Below are 18,200 nucleotides of genomic sequence, written 5' to 3' on the forward strand. Positions count from 1 at the left end.
AAATTCAGGGATTGAAATTGTATCTTTGCAAGAAAATTTACAAAAATGTCGAAGCAAGTTCGTGTGCGTTTTGCGCCAAGTCCGACAGGACCTTTACATATTGGCGGCGTCCGTACCGCTTTATTTAATTATTTGTTTGCCAAAAAACATGGCGGTGTTTTCTTTTTGCGAGTGGAAGATACCGACCAGAACCGTTTTGTACCCGGAGCCGAATCATATATCATGGAAGCCTTGGAGTGGCTAGGAATTTCACCTGATGAAACTGTTGGAAAGAATGAAAAATTTGGTCCCTATCGTCAGAGCGAAAGAAAACCTTTGTACAAACAATATGCTGATCAATTGATAAACAGCGGTTGGGCGTATTACGCTTTCGATACACCGGCAGCTTTGGATGCGCATAGAAAAAAGCACGAAGAAGAAGGAAAGGTATTTATTTATAATCATCATAACAGGGAAAAACTGGATACTTCTTTGGTGATTTCTGCTGACGAAACGGTAAACAGAATTGCTAATGGTGAAGAATATGTGATCCGTTTTAAAACTCCGGTTGATGAGACCTTACATCTGCATGATATCATTCGTGGGGATGTAAAATTTGAAACCAATTTACTGGACGATAAGGTCCTTTTTAAAGGCGATGGAATGCCTACGTACCATTTGGCCAATATTGTCGATGATCATTTAATGGCAACCTCCCATGTTATCCGTGGAGAAGAATGGTTGCCTTCGATGCCGTTGCACGTTTTATTGTACCGTGCCTTTGGTTGGGAAGCCCCTGAATTTGCACACCTTCCATTGATTTTGAAACCTATCGGAAATGGAAAATTGTCCAAACGAGATGGCGATAAACTGGGCTTTCCGGTATTTCCATTGGAATGGGAAACTGAGGAAGGACTTTCATCCGGATACAGAGAAAACGGATTTTTCCCGGAAGCGGTGATTAACTTTCTGGCATTGTTAGGCTGGAATGACGGTACGGAAAAAGAACTGTTCTCGTTAGCAGAATTAGTGGCTTCTTTCGATTTGAACAGGGTTCATAAATCGGGTGCTAAATTTGACCCGGAGAAAAACAAATGGTTTAACCACCAATACCTGATCAAACAAAACGATGAAAAGCTGGCCAAGGACTTCACTCCTATTCTGGCAGAAAGAGGAATCAGCGTGCCGGAAGATCTGGTGGTAAAAATAGTTTCGCTCATCAAAGAACGCGCACATTTTGTGTCTGAATTCTGGGATTTGTGTGATTTCTTTTTTGTTGCACCCGAAACGTATGACGAAAAAGCAGCTAAAAACTGGAAAGAAGAAACGCCTGCCCTGATGCAGGAACTGATTTCGGTGATGGAAAATATTGGGGATTTCACCTCAAATACTATAGAAACCGTTGTAAAGGACTGGATGACGAAAAACGAAATTGGGATGGGTAAAGTAATGCAGCCGTTCCGTTTGAGTCTGGTTGGCGCCCCGAAAGGTCCTCACCTTTTTGACATTGTGGAAGTTCTCGGAAAGGACGAAACATTCAAGCGACTGGAAAGAGCAATTGCTACTTTATAAAAAAGAAAAAGCCCCGAAATACCGGGGCTTTTTTATGCTTATATAAGTTTAAAATAGGTTGTTTTATAATACGATTCATTATCGGATTCCAATAACCAAATACCTTCTTTTGAGAAAAAAGTGTTGAAAAACAATTTTGATTTGCTTTTTATACTACTGATATAGTTGGCGTATTCTTGATTGGTATCTAATGCTATTAAGCCATTATTATCAAAAACTTTATTTTTTAACTCCTCCTTGTTTGAGCAAAAAGATAACAGAAAAAGTCTTGTTCCGGACATCATGGTATGAATGTTATCCGATTTATAGGTTATTTTCTTGCCCTTTGTTACATTTCCTGATGCTTTATCTAAAATAGCATAATGCAAATATTCTTTGTTTCTTTCTGCGACCGGAGCAGTTGAAAAAACAAGCTCGTTGTTTCTAATAATTAAAGACGCCAATATTGTCGTTGTTGTTTGAGAATCATTATAATCTTTTTTATCGCTAATGGGATTAATGGATTCCCAAATTTTATTTCCTTTTTTATCGTATTTAAATATATAATAGCCTAGAGGGTCATTTCCAATTTCCCTAGATTTACGGGCATGGTCTCCAAATATACCATACACATACACATCTTCGGTTTTCTTGTCAACCATAAAATTATCAATCGACAAATCGTCTAAAAATGCATTGGAGCCAGCGGCAGTACCATATCTTACAGTTCCTCCTCCATTACTGCAATAAATCAAAAATCCATCCTGAATCTCGGTTTTATAAGCAAGGTCTTCTATTTTTTTTCCTTCAAAATTATAAACAGTTCTGTATAAGATAGACGATTTATAATCTTTAGAAATAAACTTAGTTATTAATTCAAAATTATTTTCATTCATTTTAATGCTAAATGTCAGGTCTTGAAAATATTTGACTGCATTTTCTGTTCTCAATCTTGCTAAGTCGGGCTTTTCAAGTTGTATTTTAGAGCCTTTTCTTGTTAGAATATCGACTATACTCAGATACAATTGATCTTTTTCAAAATCAACTTTTTTATTACCTTTTTGATTCACAATACTTAATTCATATTGATCATTAGACCTTTGATACCAATCGTCTGTACTGATACTCGGAGAGGATTTTCCGTCAGTGTAAACCTTGTATGTTTTTCCGCTATAACTCATTTTAGCATAATCAACAACGCTAAAAGAACTTCCAGCATTTGAGAAAGAGCAATTCATTACCTCTACGTTTTCCAACAGGGTTTCTTTTTTTCCGTTGCTGTCATAACTATACAGATTATTAATCATTCTGTTGGTAGAAATTCCTATATGTTTCCCTTTTTGAATTACGATTTTATTGTTATTCTGCAGAAAGTTATACCCTAACGGGAAATTATCTTTTTCAAACTTTTCATCCACTATAGTAGTTTGCGCATTTACAATAATGCCGGTAAGCACTACCATACTAAAAAGTATATTTTTCATAAGGGATATTCATTTTTGGTTTAAATAACAAATAGGTTGATTATAAATTTTTATATTACAAATACACAATAATATTTCCGCTGAGGATTCCTGCATTCCCTTTAAAATCAGGTCCGAAACTTTGCTTGTTTAAGTTGCCCAGGAGATTATTAACCCCATATTGATACTGTACGTTTAATCTCAAATGCCTCACACCTGCCGTGATTCCTACTGCGGGGTAAAAATTAAACTTCGAAATGTCGGTAATGTCTTTAGCCATTAATGTGGTTCCGTTAATGATATTGTTTTCTTCTTCTTTGTCTATTGCCAGTTTTCCATTCACTTGGATTACAGGTCCAAATTCCAGGCTTAAATGATTCTCCACCACTTTGTAACTCAACATTAAAGAAACCTGTGCGGCGGCTAATTTATAGTTTACATCTTCATTTGCTAAGAACATATTCCTGGTTGCTACCGTGAAATTGCTTTCGCTAAATTGCATTGCATATACCATATCCCAGTCGTTATAAAAATTTCCACGCATAGAAAGTCCGGCATTCCAGCCCATCCCCGGTTTGGTGTTAAAATTTGTCGAGTTCAACTGGAACTGGTTTGCTCCAAAAATAATTCCGATTCGGTTAGAATCTTTATACTTGTCTTGTGCATTCATTACTAATGTGCTGAAAACTAGCAATAATGTAAGAAATATCTTTTTCATAGATAATAGGTTTATACGGCGCAAACCTAAAGTTATTTTTGTAATTTCCCACTAATTTTAAAACTTAATTTTTAAGCGTATGAACATTCCATTAATTATTTTATCAGTAGTCGGCATATTTATTCTTCTATCCTCCTTTTTCACAGTTAAACAGCAAACAGCGGTGGTAATTGAAAGATTTGGCAGGTTTTTAAGTATCCGCCAATCCGGGTTGCAGCTTAAAATTCCAATTATTGACAGAATAGCGGGACGTGTCAATTTAAAGATTCAACAGTTGGATGTTATCATTGAAACCAAAACCAAAGACAACGTATTTGTCAAACTGAAGGTGTCTGTTCAGTTTATGGTTATCAAAGAAACGGTATATGATGCGTTCTACAAATTAGAATATCCACATGACCAGATTACTTCATATGTATTTGATGTAGTTCGTGCCGAAGTTCCAAAATTAAAACTGGATGACGTTTTTGAACGAAAAGATGATATCGCCATTGCTGTAAAAAGTGAATTGAATGAGGCGATGACAACTTATGGCTACACGATTATCAATACATTGGTGACCGATATCGATCCTGATATCCAGGTGAAAAATGCGATGAACAGAATCAATGCTGCTGATCGTGAGAAAACAGTAGCTGAATTTGAGGCTGAGGCTTCCCGAATCCGTATCGTCGCTAAAGCGAAAGCTGAAGCAGAAAGCAAGCGTCTTCAAGGACAGGGTATTGCAGATCAACGTCGGGAAATTGCTCGCGGACTGGTAGAAAGTGTAGATGTGCTGAATAAAGTGGGAATCAATTCCCAAGAAGCCTCTGCTTTAATTGTCGTAACGCAGCATTATGACACCTTACAGGCTATTGGCGCCGATGCCAACTCAAATTTAATATTACTGCCAAATTCGCCACAAGCAGGAAGTGATATGCTGAACAATATGGTGGCATCGTTCTCTGCATCGAACCAAGTGGGAGAAATGATGAAAAACAATAACAAAAAGAGAAAACCGAAACGTGATGATTATCCTTCCCCTTCTCAAACTCCACCCAAAGAATTGCCGGAATCGGAATAAAAACAGATCAATAAAAAAAGAGGCTAATCGCCTCTTTTTTTATTTAATAACCATTTGAACACTAATGGAATCGCTATGTTGATTAGTGTGGGATAAGAGCTCGAAAGAATGGTTTTATAAGAACTCAGAAAACCGTGAACGATATTCTGTGGGGTAAAACTTTCTCTTGTTTTGTGGAATCCCAAATTTAATTTTTGGAAATTAATGTCTTTTTCCAATTTCAGCACTTCCAAGTCGAAATCGATTTCGGCATAGGAGGAATATTTTTTTTTGGCCATATTTAGTCGTTAAAAAAGATTTCTGAAAATTTCTCCAAAATTGGTCCTTCGACTATTTTATCCCTGATCAAAAATAAAAGTAAGGTAATAACCAGATACCCGCTACCTATAATCAGGAATCCTAACGGATAATTATCCAGAGACTTTCCAATTGACATTGCGGCAGCAAGCGAACAAAATAGCAGTACCATCAGGAAACAAAGCAATATCAAGGCAAATTTAAAAATCATTGTGGTAGACTTCATCGCCACTTTGAAACCCCACAATTTATAATAGGCGCGGCTGCTATCGATATAGGCCTGCACCTGTTCCTGCATATTATCGGTATTTTCTTTTATCTCGTCAAAAGCCATAGATTATAGGTTGTTTGGATATTTAATATTTTGTTCTCTCAGACTAAATAATTTTTCTTCTAAAAATGCGATGACATCTTCGGTGTTGTGATTGAAATTGGAAACTAAGTGATCGTACGTTTCCTGCAAGTCATCTTTTTTGCTGAAGAATTTCAATTTAAGATCTTCGGTGGCATTTAAATATTGATGTTTAATTTCCTTTTTTGCGTCATCAAAACCACCTTTTAGTTTTTTTCTGGTTCTCGTGCCTTTATCGGGGGCAAATAAAAATCCGATTCCGACTCCAATAACTGCTCCGGCCAAAAGAAGCAACATTGTATTTTCTTTGTAGTTCGACATGATATTTAAATTTTATGATTTCTATTTATAAAGATACCATTTTATTAACAACCACGAGTTAATAAGTCGTTAAAGTGAAATTATTCCAGCCGAAAAGCGATTAGGGTAGCGCTATTTAATTATTTTAAAAGGAAAGGATAAAATGGGTGTCGAAATTAAGAAAAGGGCTTAAAACCGAAATATGAACGCCGTTTTTAATTGTAAAAAACTATATGAGTTATAGATTCGATAGGTAATTGTAATAATAGAAAAAGCGCCTTTAAAAGACGCTTAGAATTGATAAAATCTATATCATATTATTCCTTAATTAACTTAACTGAAGAATTTCCTTTTTCGTTTTTAATTTTTGCAACATAAAATCCTTTCGGTAATATCTCTATATTAATTTCAGTGTCTGGATTTTTTTTATACCAAACTTGCTTTCCAACTAAATCGAAAATTTCTATCTCTTTTACGTCATTTCCAGAAATTGAAAAAGTGTATTTTACTGGGTTGGGATAAATGGCGAGTTTTTCTTGTGAAAATATATTGTCGTTTGTGCTTAAAGCTCCGACTGTTCCGAAATATTTACCGTAAGTAGCTCCTCTATTAAAATTGCCAGAATAAGAAACGTAAGGAATATTATTGCCATTTATTGTCATAGTAATATTATCTACAAATCCTGCCAAGAAATTCACGGATCCAACTAATTGCCACGAAGAACCATTAAATTTTTTTACGGTTCCAACGTATTTATAATTATCTATTTCTTCATTATAAAAAACATAAGGAACATTACTATTATCAATCTCTAAGCATATTTTTCCTATTTGTAAATCAGAAAAACCACTAATACCTACAACCACCCAGTTTGTTCCGTCAAATGTTCGAACTGTTGCACGACTACCCGTAAATCCATCTTGATATGCTATATATGGAACATTAATGTTATTAAATTTTATGGATGCAACACAAGACGCTCCTGAAGAAGAAAATCCTGCGCCTCCAACAGTTTGCCAACTGACACCATTAAATTTTTCAACTGTTAATCTTTGACTATAATTTTGATTAGTATAAGATACATAAGGCACCTCGTTATTATCAAATGCTAATTGAGGATTGTAAATTTTATCTAATGAAAAATTAGGTAAGCCTACAAATTCCCAATTTATCCCATTGAATTTTTGAACATTACACCTTGGGTTATCAGCCATTGAATTTCCTCCCCGGTAGACAATATAGGGAACATTCAAATTATTAATTCTTAAATCAAGACTTTCTGCCAAAACTGTAAATCCCGCAGTTCCCACAATTTCCCAGCTCACCCCATTAAATTTTTGAACAGTAATTTTAGCGTCGTTTACCACATCTATGTAAGCAACATATGGTATGTTATTACTATCTATTGCAATAGAAGTACAATAAACTTCACCTGAAGAAAATCCTTCAATACCTACTGATTGCCAATTTATTCCATTAAACTTTTTAACGGTAATTTTTTTTGCTTTATTTAAATCTTTATAAACCAAATAAGCAACATTATTATTGTCTACCGATATCTCGGGAGTAGATGTCAATCCTGAGGAAATTGCTCTGTCTCCAACAATTTCCCAGTCACTGCCATTAAACCTTTTTACTTTAGCTTGATCACCTATTTCAAATGATGATTGCTTAAATGCTACATTAGGTAAATTATTATTATCAAATGCTATAGAAGTCCATTTTGTATTTGCGTCTGAAATATTTTGATTTCCAACCATTTCCCATGTTACACCATTAAATTTTTGAACGACTGATAATGAAGAAGTGTTATTACAATATACTACATATGGCGTATTATTATTATCTATAGCAATAGACGGGAAATCAGCACGTTCGCTTGTAAATCCAGCTGTACCAACCACCTCCCAGTTTATTCCATTAAATTTCTGAACAGTTGCTTTAAAATTATTAGATGTATCACAATATATCACATAGGGCACATTGTTATTATCGATTACCATAGGAGTTTGGGTATAAGTAGTGTTTACACTAGAAGTGTCATAGGAAGGAAATCCGCTAACCCCAACATCTACCCAACTAGTTCCATTAAATTTTTTAACATATAATAGCCCATTATTAGAAGCATTTTTATATGTTGCATAAATAATATTATTATTATCAATTACAATATCTGTACTAAAAGCAAACCCGCTTGAGAAGCCTGCGTTTCCAACTATTTCCCAATTAATTCCATTAAATTTTTGAACTGTTGCTTTATCATTATTTGCACCATCACGATAAATTATATAAACTATATTATTGCTATCAATAGCTAGACTTGTTGAAGACGAAGATGATGTTGAAATGAATTGTGTACCAACAGTTTCCCAATTGGTCCCATTATACTTTTTTACTGAAGCTTTATTACTATTATTTGTATCAACAAAACATAGGTATGGGGTATTGTTATCATCGATAGCAATATCATAATAAACATTTGCAACTTGAGTAAAAAAAGGCGTGCCTATTTCTTCCCATCTTAAACCATTAAACATATTAACCGTAATCTTGTTTTTACTGCCGAAAGTAACAAACTCCAAATTTACAACAAATAATAAATTGTTTTTAGAAACTATTTTTGTCTTTAATACCGATCCGTATGATGGCTGGTTAAAATCATCAGGACCCATTGATTGCCAAGTTTCCTGAGCTGATACTGCGTTACTAATTAGAAGTAAGCCAATAAGTATTATTTTTTTCATTACAAAGATTTAAGGGTCAAACATAGCACATAAAACGCCATAACAGCGATTTTCTTGAACTAACTATTTAAGCTACAATTTGTTTAACAATTCTATCACCTTATCGTTTTTTTCAAAATTCCTCAACTCCATTATCTGGGATTTAAATTCATTCAGATTTTCCGGATTGTTTTTTAAATTCTGCAGCGCAAAAATCCGTACTGCCGGCAATTGACTTTTCATCGACATTGAAAACAGTTTTGTTAACGGTTCTGACTCAATTGCAGAAGCCTGGATTTTATCAGAATAATGCAAAACTAAATTGGCAAACAACAACGAATTGTTGTCATTTTTGACATTTTTAACAACCGTTTGGTTCAGAAGACTGTAATTATCAATGCTTTGGATGTTATCCACAATGCTTTTTAGAATCACATTAGCATTAGTTTCATCCTTTTCCTTCACATATTTATTGATTTCCTTTTGTGTGGCCATCAATAGATTTTCTTCTTTTTTGCCTTTTTCTTCCCAGGTATCTTTCAGTCCGACTGTTTTGTTGAACACTAATTTACCGTCCTTGGTATCTTTATCAACATTGAAATAACCCAAACGTTGAAATTGGAACTTATCTCCTGATTTTGAATCTTTTAAACTTGGTTCAACAAACCCTTTTGCGATTTGTAATGAACTATTATTCATAAACTCAAGGAAGTTTTTTTCCTTGTGACTGTCCGGTGCTTCATCGATAAACAAACGATCATACAAGCGAACTTCTGCTTCGACAGCATGTGGAATTGATACCCAATGTAGTGTACCCGCCACTTTACGTTGCGAAGCTTCACTCCCGCTCCCGCTTCGGCTATCACTGTCGTAGGTGACGTGAATTTCGGTAATATTTCCAGAGGCATCTTTTACAACACTTTCCGCTTTAATGATATAAGCATTTTTAAGACGGACTTCATTTCCTAAACTCAAACGGAAAAATTTCGCAGGTGCTTCTTCCAGAAAATCATCACGCTCTATGTATAATTCCCTTGAAAAAGGCACTTCTCTAAATCCGGCGCTTTCATCTTCCTGATTGTTTTCGGCTTCCAGCCACTCTTCTTTTCCTACAGGATAATTGGTGATAACCAGTTTTACCGGATCCAAAACAGCCATTACCCGTGGAGCGGTTTTATTTAAGTCTTCACGTAAACAAAAATCCAAAAGCGAAATATCAATGACATTTTCCCTTTTTGCAATACCAATAGTATCACAGAATTTACGAATGGCATTGGCTGTGTAGCCTCTTCTTCTTAACCCCGAAATAGTAGGCATTCTTGGGTCATCCCAGCCTTTTACGATGTCTTCCTGAACCAACTGCAGTAACTTCCGTTTGCTCATCACCGTGTAATTCAGGTTCAGCCGCGCAAATTCATATTGGTTAGGCCTAACCCTGTTTGTATCGTAAATCTGGTCTAAAAACCAATTGTATAATTCCCTGTGCATTACAAACTCCAACGTACAGATGGAGTGTGAAATTTGTTCTATATAATCACTTTCACCATGGGCATAATCATACATCGGATAGATTTTCCAATCATATCCGGTACGATGATGATGACGGTGCAAAACGCGGTACATCAATGGATCACGCATCAGCATATTCGTCGATGTCATGTCAATTTTAGCTCTCAAAACATGGCTTCCTTCCGGAAAATCACCGTTTTTCATGCCTTCAAACAATGCCAGGTTCTCCTCTACTGAACGGTTTCTATACGGTCCATCAACGCCTGGTTGTGTTGGAGTTCCTTTCTGGGCCGCCATATCTTCGGAAGACTGACTGTCTACATATGCTTTTCCTTTTTTGATTAAAAGAATAGCCCAATCATACAACTGTTGGAAATAATCAGAAGCATAGCGTTCCTCCGCCCATTGAAAACCAAGCCATTGCAAATCCTCTTTGATAGCATCTACATATTCCTGTTCTTCTTTGGCTGGATTGGTGTCGTCAAAGCGCAAATTAACCGGCGCATCATATTTAAGACCCAAACCAAAATTTAAACAAATCGCTTTTGCATGTCCAATGTGCAGATACCCATTCGGTTCCGGCGGAAAACGAAAACGTAATTTATCCTGTGGTAATCCCTCGGATAAACTGTCTTCAATGATTTGTTCTATAAAATGGAGTGATTTCTCTTCAGTTGACATATAATTGTTTTATTTTAGCAAAGGTAAAAAAAAGTTTAAGGTTTAAGGTTTAAAGTTAGCACAACAACCTTAAACTTTACACCCGAAATATTTAAACAAAACTATAAAAAAATGGGCACCATAAAATTAAAAAATATACGCACGTATTCCTACCACGGCTGTCTGGTTGAGGAAGGAAAAATTGGATCGGACTACGCCATTAATTTGGAAATCAAAACCGATTTGAGGAAATCCTGTCTTTCAGATAACCTAAAAGATACTGTGGATTATGTGCTTTTGAATACCATAGTAGTGGAAGAAATGGACGTCCGTTCTCATTTATTGGAACATGTCGGGCATCGCATTATTACTCGGATCTTTAAGGAAATACCGTCGGTTTCGAGAATCTTTTTAGGGGTTTCAAAACTGAATCCGCCTATTGGTGGTGATGTTGAAGCAGTTACCATTGAAATGGAAGAATATAGAAATTAGAGTTCGGGAATTATCCAGCGGGAATACGACTTTCTTAAAATTTTTTAAAGTTTTAATTTTAAAACTTTAATCTTTTTAATTACATTTGCCATCCATTCAATAATGGCGTCGTGGCCGAGTGGCTAGGCTGGGCTCTGCAAAAGCTCCTACTGCGGTTCGAATCCGCACGATGCCTCTAAAAAGAGATACTGAAAAGTGTCTCTTTTTTTATTAGTAATTTTTAAGAAAAATTAATTAAAGGGATTCGCGCACTCCTAACAATTTAACCTTCAAAAGCTATTTGCAGGCTTTTTTTTGGTAATTTTTAAGAAAAATTATGCAAAGAAGTGTTCGAATCCGCACTGATAATAGAAAATTATTAAAGAAAATGGGAGGTTCACTTTATAAAGAGATGTTAAAATATGCGAGATGCCTTGGAAACCTCAAAGTAAAACAGGTTGAAAAATTAAATTATTCTATCTTCTCCAATGCCTTTTTGACCATTTTCTGATCACTAGGGTACCAACCCTGCAACATGATGGCTAATCCGAATACTATCAGCAGGAGACTAATTAACTTTTTGACTTTTAGGATATTGGTTGGTGTTAATTTGTGACGCAATTGTTTCGCCAAAAGTATCTTTCCGGCATCCACAACCAAATATGTCCCAATCACGGAACTAAAGAACGTAATCATTCGGGAGGTTTCCAATTGCAATTTTGGTCCAATTGTAATTAAAATCAAAAACCAGAATAACAATACACCTACGTTGATGAAATTCAGTAAAAAGCCCTTGACAAAGAGGCTAAAATAATTTTTTTTAATCAATCCGACAATGACTTCCTCATCGTCATTTACCAATGCTATTTTCCGTAAACGGATAAAAGAAACCAGACCATATGTCAGCATTAAGATACCTCCAAAAATGAAGATTGCAGGGTCGTTTTTGATGGTTTGGATGAGTCGGTAACTACTGAAATAAGCAACAGCAATAAAAAAAATATCGGCCAAAACCACACCTAAGTCAAATATTATCGCCGCTCTGAATCCTTTTACAGCACTGGTTTCCAGTAATACAAAGAAAACAGGGCCGATTAAAAAACTTAAAAAAAATCCAAGTGGAATTCCCGTTAGAATATCTCCTATCATCAAATGAACTTATAAATTTGAATGCAAATATACACTATCGGTTGCTTTCGTTAATAGATCCGCCAAGTCTAGTTTTTTGATTGATCTGTTTGGGTTTGCCAAAAATTGTAATATTTCCACCGGCTGTGACCTTAGCATCAACCAATTCAGAAGCTCTGATGTCTGCGCTTCCACCTGCATTTACGTTGACTGTAGTCTGTTCGGTTTGCAATTTTTCGGCCCTTAGGAGACCTCCTGAAGAAACTGCCGCATTTTGATTGACTGCAGATCCTTCTATTTCAATGATGCCTCCCGAAGCCAAACGGATATCTGCTTTTTTGACTTCTAATTTTAGTTTAACGGACGATCCTTCCTTGGCATGAATCGTCATGGCTATTTGTTTGAATGTTTTTTCACCGGAAATATAGGAACCTTCATTTGCTTCAATGCTTTCTATTTTCTGGAAATACAAAAGCGCTGTGATATCCTCTCCTTTTAATAATTTACCTAATGGCATCCTGATTTTTAGTTCTCCGTTCTTATTGACCACTTCCACTTCTCCAGCATTGTTTCCAGAGATCTCAATCTTATTTTCATTGGATGGAATCAACTTTACCGAGATTTTATCAAAGACTGATACGCCATCAAAATCTCCTAAGTTTTTAGTGTTTTTTTCTTGCGAAAACCCAATCTGGGCCAGTAAAAGCAAGACAATCAACTTATATTTCATTGTTTTATTTTAATAAAGTTTACTTTCATTTTTTCTTATAAAATTAAAATCCAATTGTTTTTTAACCAAATCGGCATTTTTAACTTTAACATAGATTTCATCTCCTAATTGCAATAGATTATGCGTTGTAGCACCCACTAAAGCATATTGTTTTTCATCAAAAGTATAATAGTCATCCTTGATTTCCCTAATCCGGACCATTCCTTCACATTTATTTTCGATGATTTCAACAAAAATTCCCCATTCGGTCACACCGGAAATAACCCCTAAAAACTCCTGATCTTTATGATCCTGCATATAACGCACCTGCATATATTTGATACTGTCTCGCTCTGCATTGGTCGCTAAACCTTCCATGCTGGACGAATGCAGACATTTTGTTTCATACAGATCCTCATCCACCGATTTTCCTCCGTCTAAATAATGCTGCAATAAACGATGCACCATAACGTCCGGATAACGACGGATTGGCGAGGTGAAATGCGAATAATAATCAAAAGCCAAACCGTAATGTCCAATATTATCAGTCGAATATTTGGCTTTGCTCATACTTCGGATTACTAAAGTATCTATCAGGTTTTGTTCTTTTGTACCAACCACATCACTCAACAAACCATTCAGGGATTTTGAAATATCCTCTTTATTGCTTAGATCGATTTTATGTCCAAACTTTGCAATAAGCGTCTGCATTGCTAATAATTTATCCTCATTCGGTTCATCGTGAATACGATAGACGAACGTTTTCTTTTGTTTTCCGATATATTCAGCGACTTTTCTGTTGGCCAAAAGCATGAATTCCTCAATCAGATGATTGGCATCTTTTGAAATTTTGAAGAACACACCTACCGGTTCGTATTTGGCATTCAGATTAAATTTTACTTCGACTTTATCAAAAGAAATAGCACCTTCGGCCATTCTCTTTCTTCGTAAAATTTTTGCTAATTGATCTAGTTTTAAAGTGGCCGCAACGATATCATCGGAAACCTGGTAGGACTTTCCGGTAATTGAAATATCTTCCCGAATTGCACCATCTTTGGTTTCAATAATCTGCTGTGCTTCTTCATACGAGAATCGCTGATCCGAATAGATTACGGTTCTTCCAAACCATTCATTGATAACTTGTGATTTTTCGTTTATTTCAAAAACAGCGGAGAATGTATATTTTTCCTCATTAGGACGTAACGAACAGGCAAAATTAGATAATACTTCCGGCAACATCGGCACTACCCTGTCAACCAAATAAACAGAGGTAGCTCTCTGGTAAGCTTCATCATCTAAGATAGTTCCTTCTTCCAGATAATAGGAAACATCGGCAATATGAACACCTATTTCATAATTTCCGTTTTCTAATATCTTGAAAGATAACGCATCATCAAAATCTTTCGCATCTTTTGGATCAATCGTAAAAGTCAACGTATCGCGCATATCACGACGGTTGGCGATTTCGCTTTCCTGAATGGAAGTATCTATTTTTTGGGCATACAATTCAACTTCTAAAGGAAATTCTGCCGGTAAACCGTACTCGGCTAAAATCGCATGGATTTCAGTATTGTGTTCTCCGGGTCTTCCCAGAACTTTGATAACAGAACCAAACGGGCTGTCGGCTCGTGCTGGCCAGTCTTCGATATGGACTAAAACCACATCACCATTTTGAGCTTCGTTTAATTTATTTTTTGGAATAAAAATATCAGTATACATTTTTGGATTGGCAGTCGATACAAAGGCAAAATTCTTCTGTATGTCAATAACTCCAACAAAATCTGTTTTCTTTCTTTCAAGGACTTCTATAACCTCTCCTTCGGCTCTTTTACCGCTTCTTCGGTTATACACGTAGACTTTTACGGTATCACCATCCAAAGCGTGATTTAAATTGTTGGTCGGAATAAACACATCTTCTGTAAAATCAGGACAGACAAAATAAGCCGTTTTACGACCGGTCATGTCCACTTTTCCTTCGTAGTAATCTTTACTGGCAGCTACCACGACATATTTACCGGGTTCTGTCTCATCAATCTTATTTTGTGCTTTGAGTATTTTCAAGTCTTTGATAATCTGATTTCTGCTTTGCGTATCATCAAGCTCGAGCTTGGCTCCTATCTGTTTGTAGTTGAATACCTTATTTGCGTTTTGGGATAATACTTTTAAAATTTTTGCGGTTAAATCCTGCTCCTTCTTAACCGGCTTTCTAAGTCTTTTACTCATAAATCTTTTCTTATAAGGTTGAAAATTACAAAATAGTTATCAGATGTTTACTGTTAATACCCAGATTTAAATAAAATATAACTTTTGTAAAGGATTAAAATTTAAAAATCCAAATCTTCGTATCTTTATATAAAGATTTAAAAAATATGGAAGAGTTTATCACGGTCGCCTATTTTTATTATCCTCATGAAATCGTTATCCTGAAACATCTTCTTGAAGAATCACAATTGCAATATTATTTCGAGAACGAAATGATGACTATTATTGCCCCAATGTATTCTCAGGCTTTAGGAGGTATCCGATTAAAAATCCATCCCAACGATGTTGAAGAAGCTAAAGCCATTTTAGACCAATTAAACGATGAAACTAATTTAAAAATCGTTTAACTGCAGAAAAGTTGTCAACATATATTAAATACAACAAAAAGAAAATTTAAATTTAAAATATTTTTTGATGGTTATTATAGCGTGTTAATAGCTACAATAAGTTTATTTTAAAAAGTATTGATTTAGGGTTATGAATTATTATATATAGTTATCAACAGCTATAAAAAAGGATAATGATCTTAAAGCGAACCGATTTCACTTTTTGATTAACAACTGTTAACAATTGAAAATTGACTGTTTTTGTAGATAAGTTCACAAAACCATTTTTGTTAACAACAGCCTTTTTGATATTGATAACTATTCTAAAAATTCATCGAACTAAATTAGTTTTTTTCAACCCGGTTTTGGATTAGGTTTTTTTTCCGGATAACCAAAAAATACTTCTAAAATTCGATATCAAGTTATTAACAGTTCCTGTTAAATTAAAGTAAACTGAAAATCAATCGTTTATGGAATACTGTTAACATTACAAAAAATTAACAATTAAATTACATTATCAACAATCCTAAAAATGTCTATAATAGCTGATTATCAATAGGTTTAGCCTTGTTGAAATAAACTAAAAACAGTTATTAACCAATCATATCTTTTTGGTAAATTTGTAAACAACAAAACACAACGACAAAATGAAAATCTCCATTGGAAACGACCACGCAGGACCAGAGTATAAAAAAGCCATCATAAAAATGCTTGAAGAAAAAGGACATCAGGTGACCAATTATGGTACCGATACTTCTGAAAGTGTCGATTATCCTGATTTTGCACACCCTGTTGCCAACGATATCACTAACGGTAAAGCGGATTTCGGAATCGTCATCTGCGGAAGCGGCAACGGAATAGCGATGTCGGCCAACAAACACCAAGGTGTACGCGCCGCTCTGTGCTGGACAAAAGAAATAGCCGAATTGGCACGCCAGCATAATGACGCGAATGTGATCAGTATTCCGGCGAGATATACCTCTATAAAACAAGCAGAAGAAATGGTGGCCACGTTTATCGCCACTGCTTTTGAAGGCGGAAGACACCAAAACAGGGTGGATAAAATCGCCTGTCAATAATTCTTAAAATCAATACATGATGCACAGCCATTCCCATGTCCATATTCACAAACATGAAGTAAAAGGGAAGAATCTATTGTTTTCGATTGTTTTAAACGTCATTATTACGGTGGCGCAGGTTGTGGGCGGGATTGTTTCCGGCAGTCTGGCATTGATTTCAGATGCGCTCCATAATTTTAGTGATGTATTGTCGTTGGTCTTTACTTATATTGCCCATAAACTTTCCCGCAAAAAAGCGTCAATTAACCAAACGTTCGGTTTCAAAAGAGCTGAACTGATTGCCGCGTTTATCAATTCGATGACCTTGATTGTCGTGGCTATTTATTTGATAATTGAGGCTACACAACGATTTTTACACCCCGAGCCTATTGGTTCTACGTTAGTTATCTGGATGTCCATTCTGGGAATTGCCGCCAATGGTTTTTCAGCTTTACTGCTGAAAGGCGACGCCGATAAAAATCTGAACATGAAATCGGCCTATCTGCATCTGTTTACAGATATGATGGCTTCTGTGGCTGTTTTGATCGGAGGTTTATTAATGAAATATTTTAGCTGGTTTTGGGTCGACAGCGTCATGACTCTGATTATTGCTGTGTACTTGATAATAGTCGGTGTTGATTTGCTGAAAAGCTCTACCAAAATGCTGATGCTTTTTACACCGGCACATATTGACATTAAGGAAATCGTGCGGGAAGTACATAAAATTCCAGGCGTAAATAAGCTGCATCATATTCACGTCTGGCATCTTAATGATGAAGAATTGCATTTGGAAGCGCATTTGGACTGTCAGCAGGATATCAAAATGTCGGAGTTCAATGCATTACTTCATGAGGTGGAACAGGTATTGTTCCATAAATTCCATATAAACCATATCAATATTCAACCTGAATACAATAAGGAAGACCCAAAGGATTATATTGTTCAGGATTAATATTTATCGCAAACCGTTTTCAAAATCAAGATTCAACGGCTCAGTATTCACTTCCAACCGTGCTGTTTTAACGTTGGTGGTCGCGATAGAGTTGTCTACTACCTCTAAAGTTAAATTATCGAACCAAATCTGCCCGGTACCTTTTATCAGGGCACCACAGGAAATTTTGGAAGCATTGGCAGGAACGTCCAATACGATTTCATATTTTTTCCAATCATTAGTACCGCGGATTGGTCGGTTTTGCATGTTATCAAAAGCAAGCGATTGTTGGGAATTAGGTTGTTCTACCCTCAGCCACAAACACGCTTTTTCGGCAACATCGATCGTTTTGACATACCCGGACAATCGGATTCTTTGACCGGCATATTTTTTTGGTAAAAAACTTTGCATTAAGGTCCCGAATCCAGTGATGTTGCTCGTTATGGATTTAACTGTGGCGGCATTTTTACCATCCATTCCGGAGCCTTTTTCTATACCCATATCATAGCTGGCAGGTTCGCTTCCGGATTTAAACCATCCTGGAGGAATTTCGAAAGCCGCGAAAGAAAGAAATGATAATGCCAAACCTATCAGCAAACTGCATTTAATAGTATTTGTTCTCATTTTTTTATGTTTTAATTAATACTTATTATTTATAGCACGTAGGCGGATTTGTAGTATTTGTTGTTTGATAATCAGC

At 35.8% G+C, this 18,200-nt stretch carries 17 protein-coding genes and 1 tRNA gene; 7 read left to right on the plus strand and 11 right to left on the minus strand.

Features of this window, described 5'->3' with window-relative positions:
* Window positions 1-45 precede the first annotated feature (45 nt).
* Window positions 46-1,551 carry a glutamate--tRNA ligase gene (gene gltX / locus FNW07_RS01730; RefSeq protein ID WP_126742304.1) on the plus strand — a complete coding sequence of 502 codons (1,506 nt, stop codon included), beginning with the start codon at window positions 46-48 and terminating at the stop codon, window positions 1,549-1,551.
* A 38-nt stretch (window positions 1,552-1,589) separates the two neighbouring features.
* Here gltX and FNW07_RS01735 read toward each other — a convergent pair whose 3' ends face one another.
* Both FNW07_RS01735 and FNW07_RS01740 read right to left on the minus strand, forming a co-directional pair.
* Window positions 1,590-3,014 carry a hypothetical protein gene (locus FNW07_RS01735; protein ID WP_126742305.1) on the minus strand — a complete coding sequence of 475 codons (1,425 nt, stop codon included), beginning with the start codon at window positions 3,012-3,014 and terminating at the stop codon, window positions 1,590-1,592.
* A gap of 55 nt (window positions 3,015-3,069) precedes the next feature.
* Complete coding sequence (locus tag FNW07_RS01740) at window positions 3,070-3,711, minus strand: PorT family protein (RefSeq protein WP_126742306.1); 642 nt, start codon at window positions 3,709-3,711, stop codon at window positions 3,070-3,072.
* A 79-nt stretch (window positions 3,712-3,790) separates the two neighbouring features.
* Here FNW07_RS01740 and FNW07_RS01745 point away from each other — a divergent pair, with 79 nt between their 5' ends.
* On the plus strand, window positions 3,791-4,774 hold the full coding sequence (locus tag FNW07_RS01745) for an SPFH domain-containing protein (RefSeq protein ID WP_126742307.1): 984 nt from the start codon (window positions 3,791-3,793) through the stop codon (window positions 4,772-4,774).
* A 23-nt stretch (window positions 4,775-4,797) separates the two neighbouring features.
* Here FNW07_RS01745 and FNW07_RS01750 read toward each other — a convergent pair whose 3' ends face one another.
* From FNW07_RS01750 to FNW07_RS01770, 5 genes are all read right to left on the minus strand, one after another.
* The gene (locus FNW07_RS01750; protein ID WP_126742308.1) at window positions 4,798-5,052 is read right to left on the minus strand and encodes a DUF6327 family protein; all 255 of its coding nucleotides are present in this window, start codon (window positions 5,050-5,052) and stop codon (window positions 4,798-4,800) included.
* A gap of 2 nt (window positions 5,053-5,054) precedes the next feature.
* Entirely contained in the window at window positions 5,055-5,405 is a 351-nt protein-coding gene (locus FNW07_RS01755) for a competence protein (protein ID WP_126742309.1), read from the minus strand.
* A 3-nt stretch (window positions 5,406-5,408) separates the two neighbouring features.
* The gene (locus FNW07_RS01760) at window positions 5,409-5,744 is read right to left on the minus strand and encodes a YtxH domain-containing protein (protein ID WP_255512714.1); all 336 of its coding nucleotides are present in this window, start codon (window positions 5,742-5,744) and stop codon (window positions 5,409-5,411) included.
* Between the two features lie 296 nt (window positions 5,745-6,040).
* Entirely contained in the window at window positions 6,041-8,467 is a 2,427-nt protein-coding gene (locus FNW07_RS01765) for a T9SS type A sorting domain-containing protein (protein WP_126742310.1), read from the minus strand.
* Window positions 8,468-8,539: 72 nt separating this feature from the next.
* Window positions 8,540-10,636 carry a glutamine--tRNA ligase/YqeY domain fusion protein gene (locus FNW07_RS01770; RefSeq protein WP_126742311.1) on the minus strand — a complete coding sequence of 699 codons (2,097 nt, stop codon included), beginning with the start codon at window positions 10,634-10,636 and terminating at the stop codon, window positions 8,540-8,542.
* 111 nt (window positions 10,637-10,747) lie between these two features.
* Between FNW07_RS01770 and folB the strand changes: the two genes are divergently transcribed.
* The gene (gene folB, locus FNW07_RS01775) at window positions 10,748-11,107 is read left to right on the plus strand and encodes a dihydroneopterin aldolase (RefSeq protein ID WP_126742312.1); all 360 of its coding nucleotides are present in this window, start codon (window positions 10,748-10,750) and stop codon (window positions 11,105-11,107) included.
* A gap of 104 nt (window positions 11,108-11,211) precedes the next feature.
* Window positions 11,212-11,282, plus strand: a tRNA-Cys gene (locus tag FNW07_RS13730).
* 275 nt (window positions 11,283-11,557) lie between these two features.
* Here FNW07_RS13730 and FNW07_RS01780 read toward each other — a convergent pair.
* From FNW07_RS01780 to rnr, 3 genes are read right to left on the minus strand one after another with little or no spacing between them, the layout of a single operon-like run.
* On the minus strand, window positions 11,558-12,235 hold the full coding sequence (locus FNW07_RS01780) for a LysE family translocator (protein ID WP_126742313.1): 678 nt from the start codon (window positions 12,233-12,235) through the stop codon (window positions 11,558-11,560).
* Window positions 12,236-12,269: 34 nt separating this feature from the next.
* Window positions 12,270-12,944 carry a head GIN domain-containing protein gene (locus FNW07_RS01785; RefSeq protein ID WP_126742314.1) on the minus strand — a complete coding sequence of 225 codons (675 nt, stop codon included), beginning with the start codon at window positions 12,942-12,944 and terminating at the stop codon, window positions 12,270-12,272.
* A 9-nt stretch (window positions 12,945-12,953) separates the two neighbouring features.
* Window positions 12,954-15,146 (minus strand): ribonuclease R, encoded by a 2,193-nt coding sequence (gene rnr, locus FNW07_RS01790; protein ID WP_126742315.1) that lies wholly within the window; start codon window positions 15,144-15,146, stop codon window positions 12,954-12,956.
* A gap of 146 nt (window positions 15,147-15,292) precedes the next feature.
* On the opposite strand from rnr, the gene FNW07_RS01795 reads away from it, so the two are divergent.
* The 3 genes from FNW07_RS01795 to FNW07_RS01805 all read left to right on the plus strand — a co-directional run bounded on the left by FNW07_RS01795 (window position 15,293) and on the right by FNW07_RS01805 (window position 17,521).
* On the plus strand, window positions 15,293-15,532 hold the full coding sequence (locus FNW07_RS01795; RefSeq protein ID WP_126742316.1) for a putative signal transducing protein: 240 nt from the start codon (window positions 15,293-15,295) through the stop codon (window positions 15,530-15,532).
* Window positions 15,533-16,158: 626 nt separating this feature from the next.
* Window positions 16,159-16,590 (plus strand): ribose 5-phosphate isomerase B, encoded by a 432-nt coding sequence (rpiB, locus tag FNW07_RS01800; RefSeq protein WP_126742317.1) that lies wholly within the window; start codon window positions 16,159-16,161, stop codon window positions 16,588-16,590.
* A 16-nt stretch (window positions 16,591-16,606) separates the two neighbouring features.
* Window positions 16,607-17,521, plus strand: coding sequence for a cation diffusion facilitator family transporter (locus FNW07_RS01805; RefSeq protein ID WP_126742318.1), 915 nt, complete (start codon window positions 16,607-16,609; stop codon window positions 17,519-17,521).
* A gap of 3 nt (window positions 17,522-17,524) precedes the next feature.
* Here the strand turns inward: FNW07_RS01805 and FNW07_RS01810 are convergent, their stop codons facing one another.
* Window positions 17,525-18,124, minus strand: coding sequence for a hypothetical protein (locus FNW07_RS01810; RefSeq protein ID WP_126742319.1), 600 nt, complete (start codon window positions 18,122-18,124; stop codon window positions 17,525-17,527).
* Window positions 18,125-18,200: the final 76 nt, after the last annotated feature.

This window comes from Flavobacterium sp. GT3R68 (assembly GCF_007109225.1).
Taxonomy (GTDB): domain Bacteria; phylum Bacteroidota; class Bacteroidia; order Flavobacteriales; family Flavobacteriaceae; genus Flavobacterium.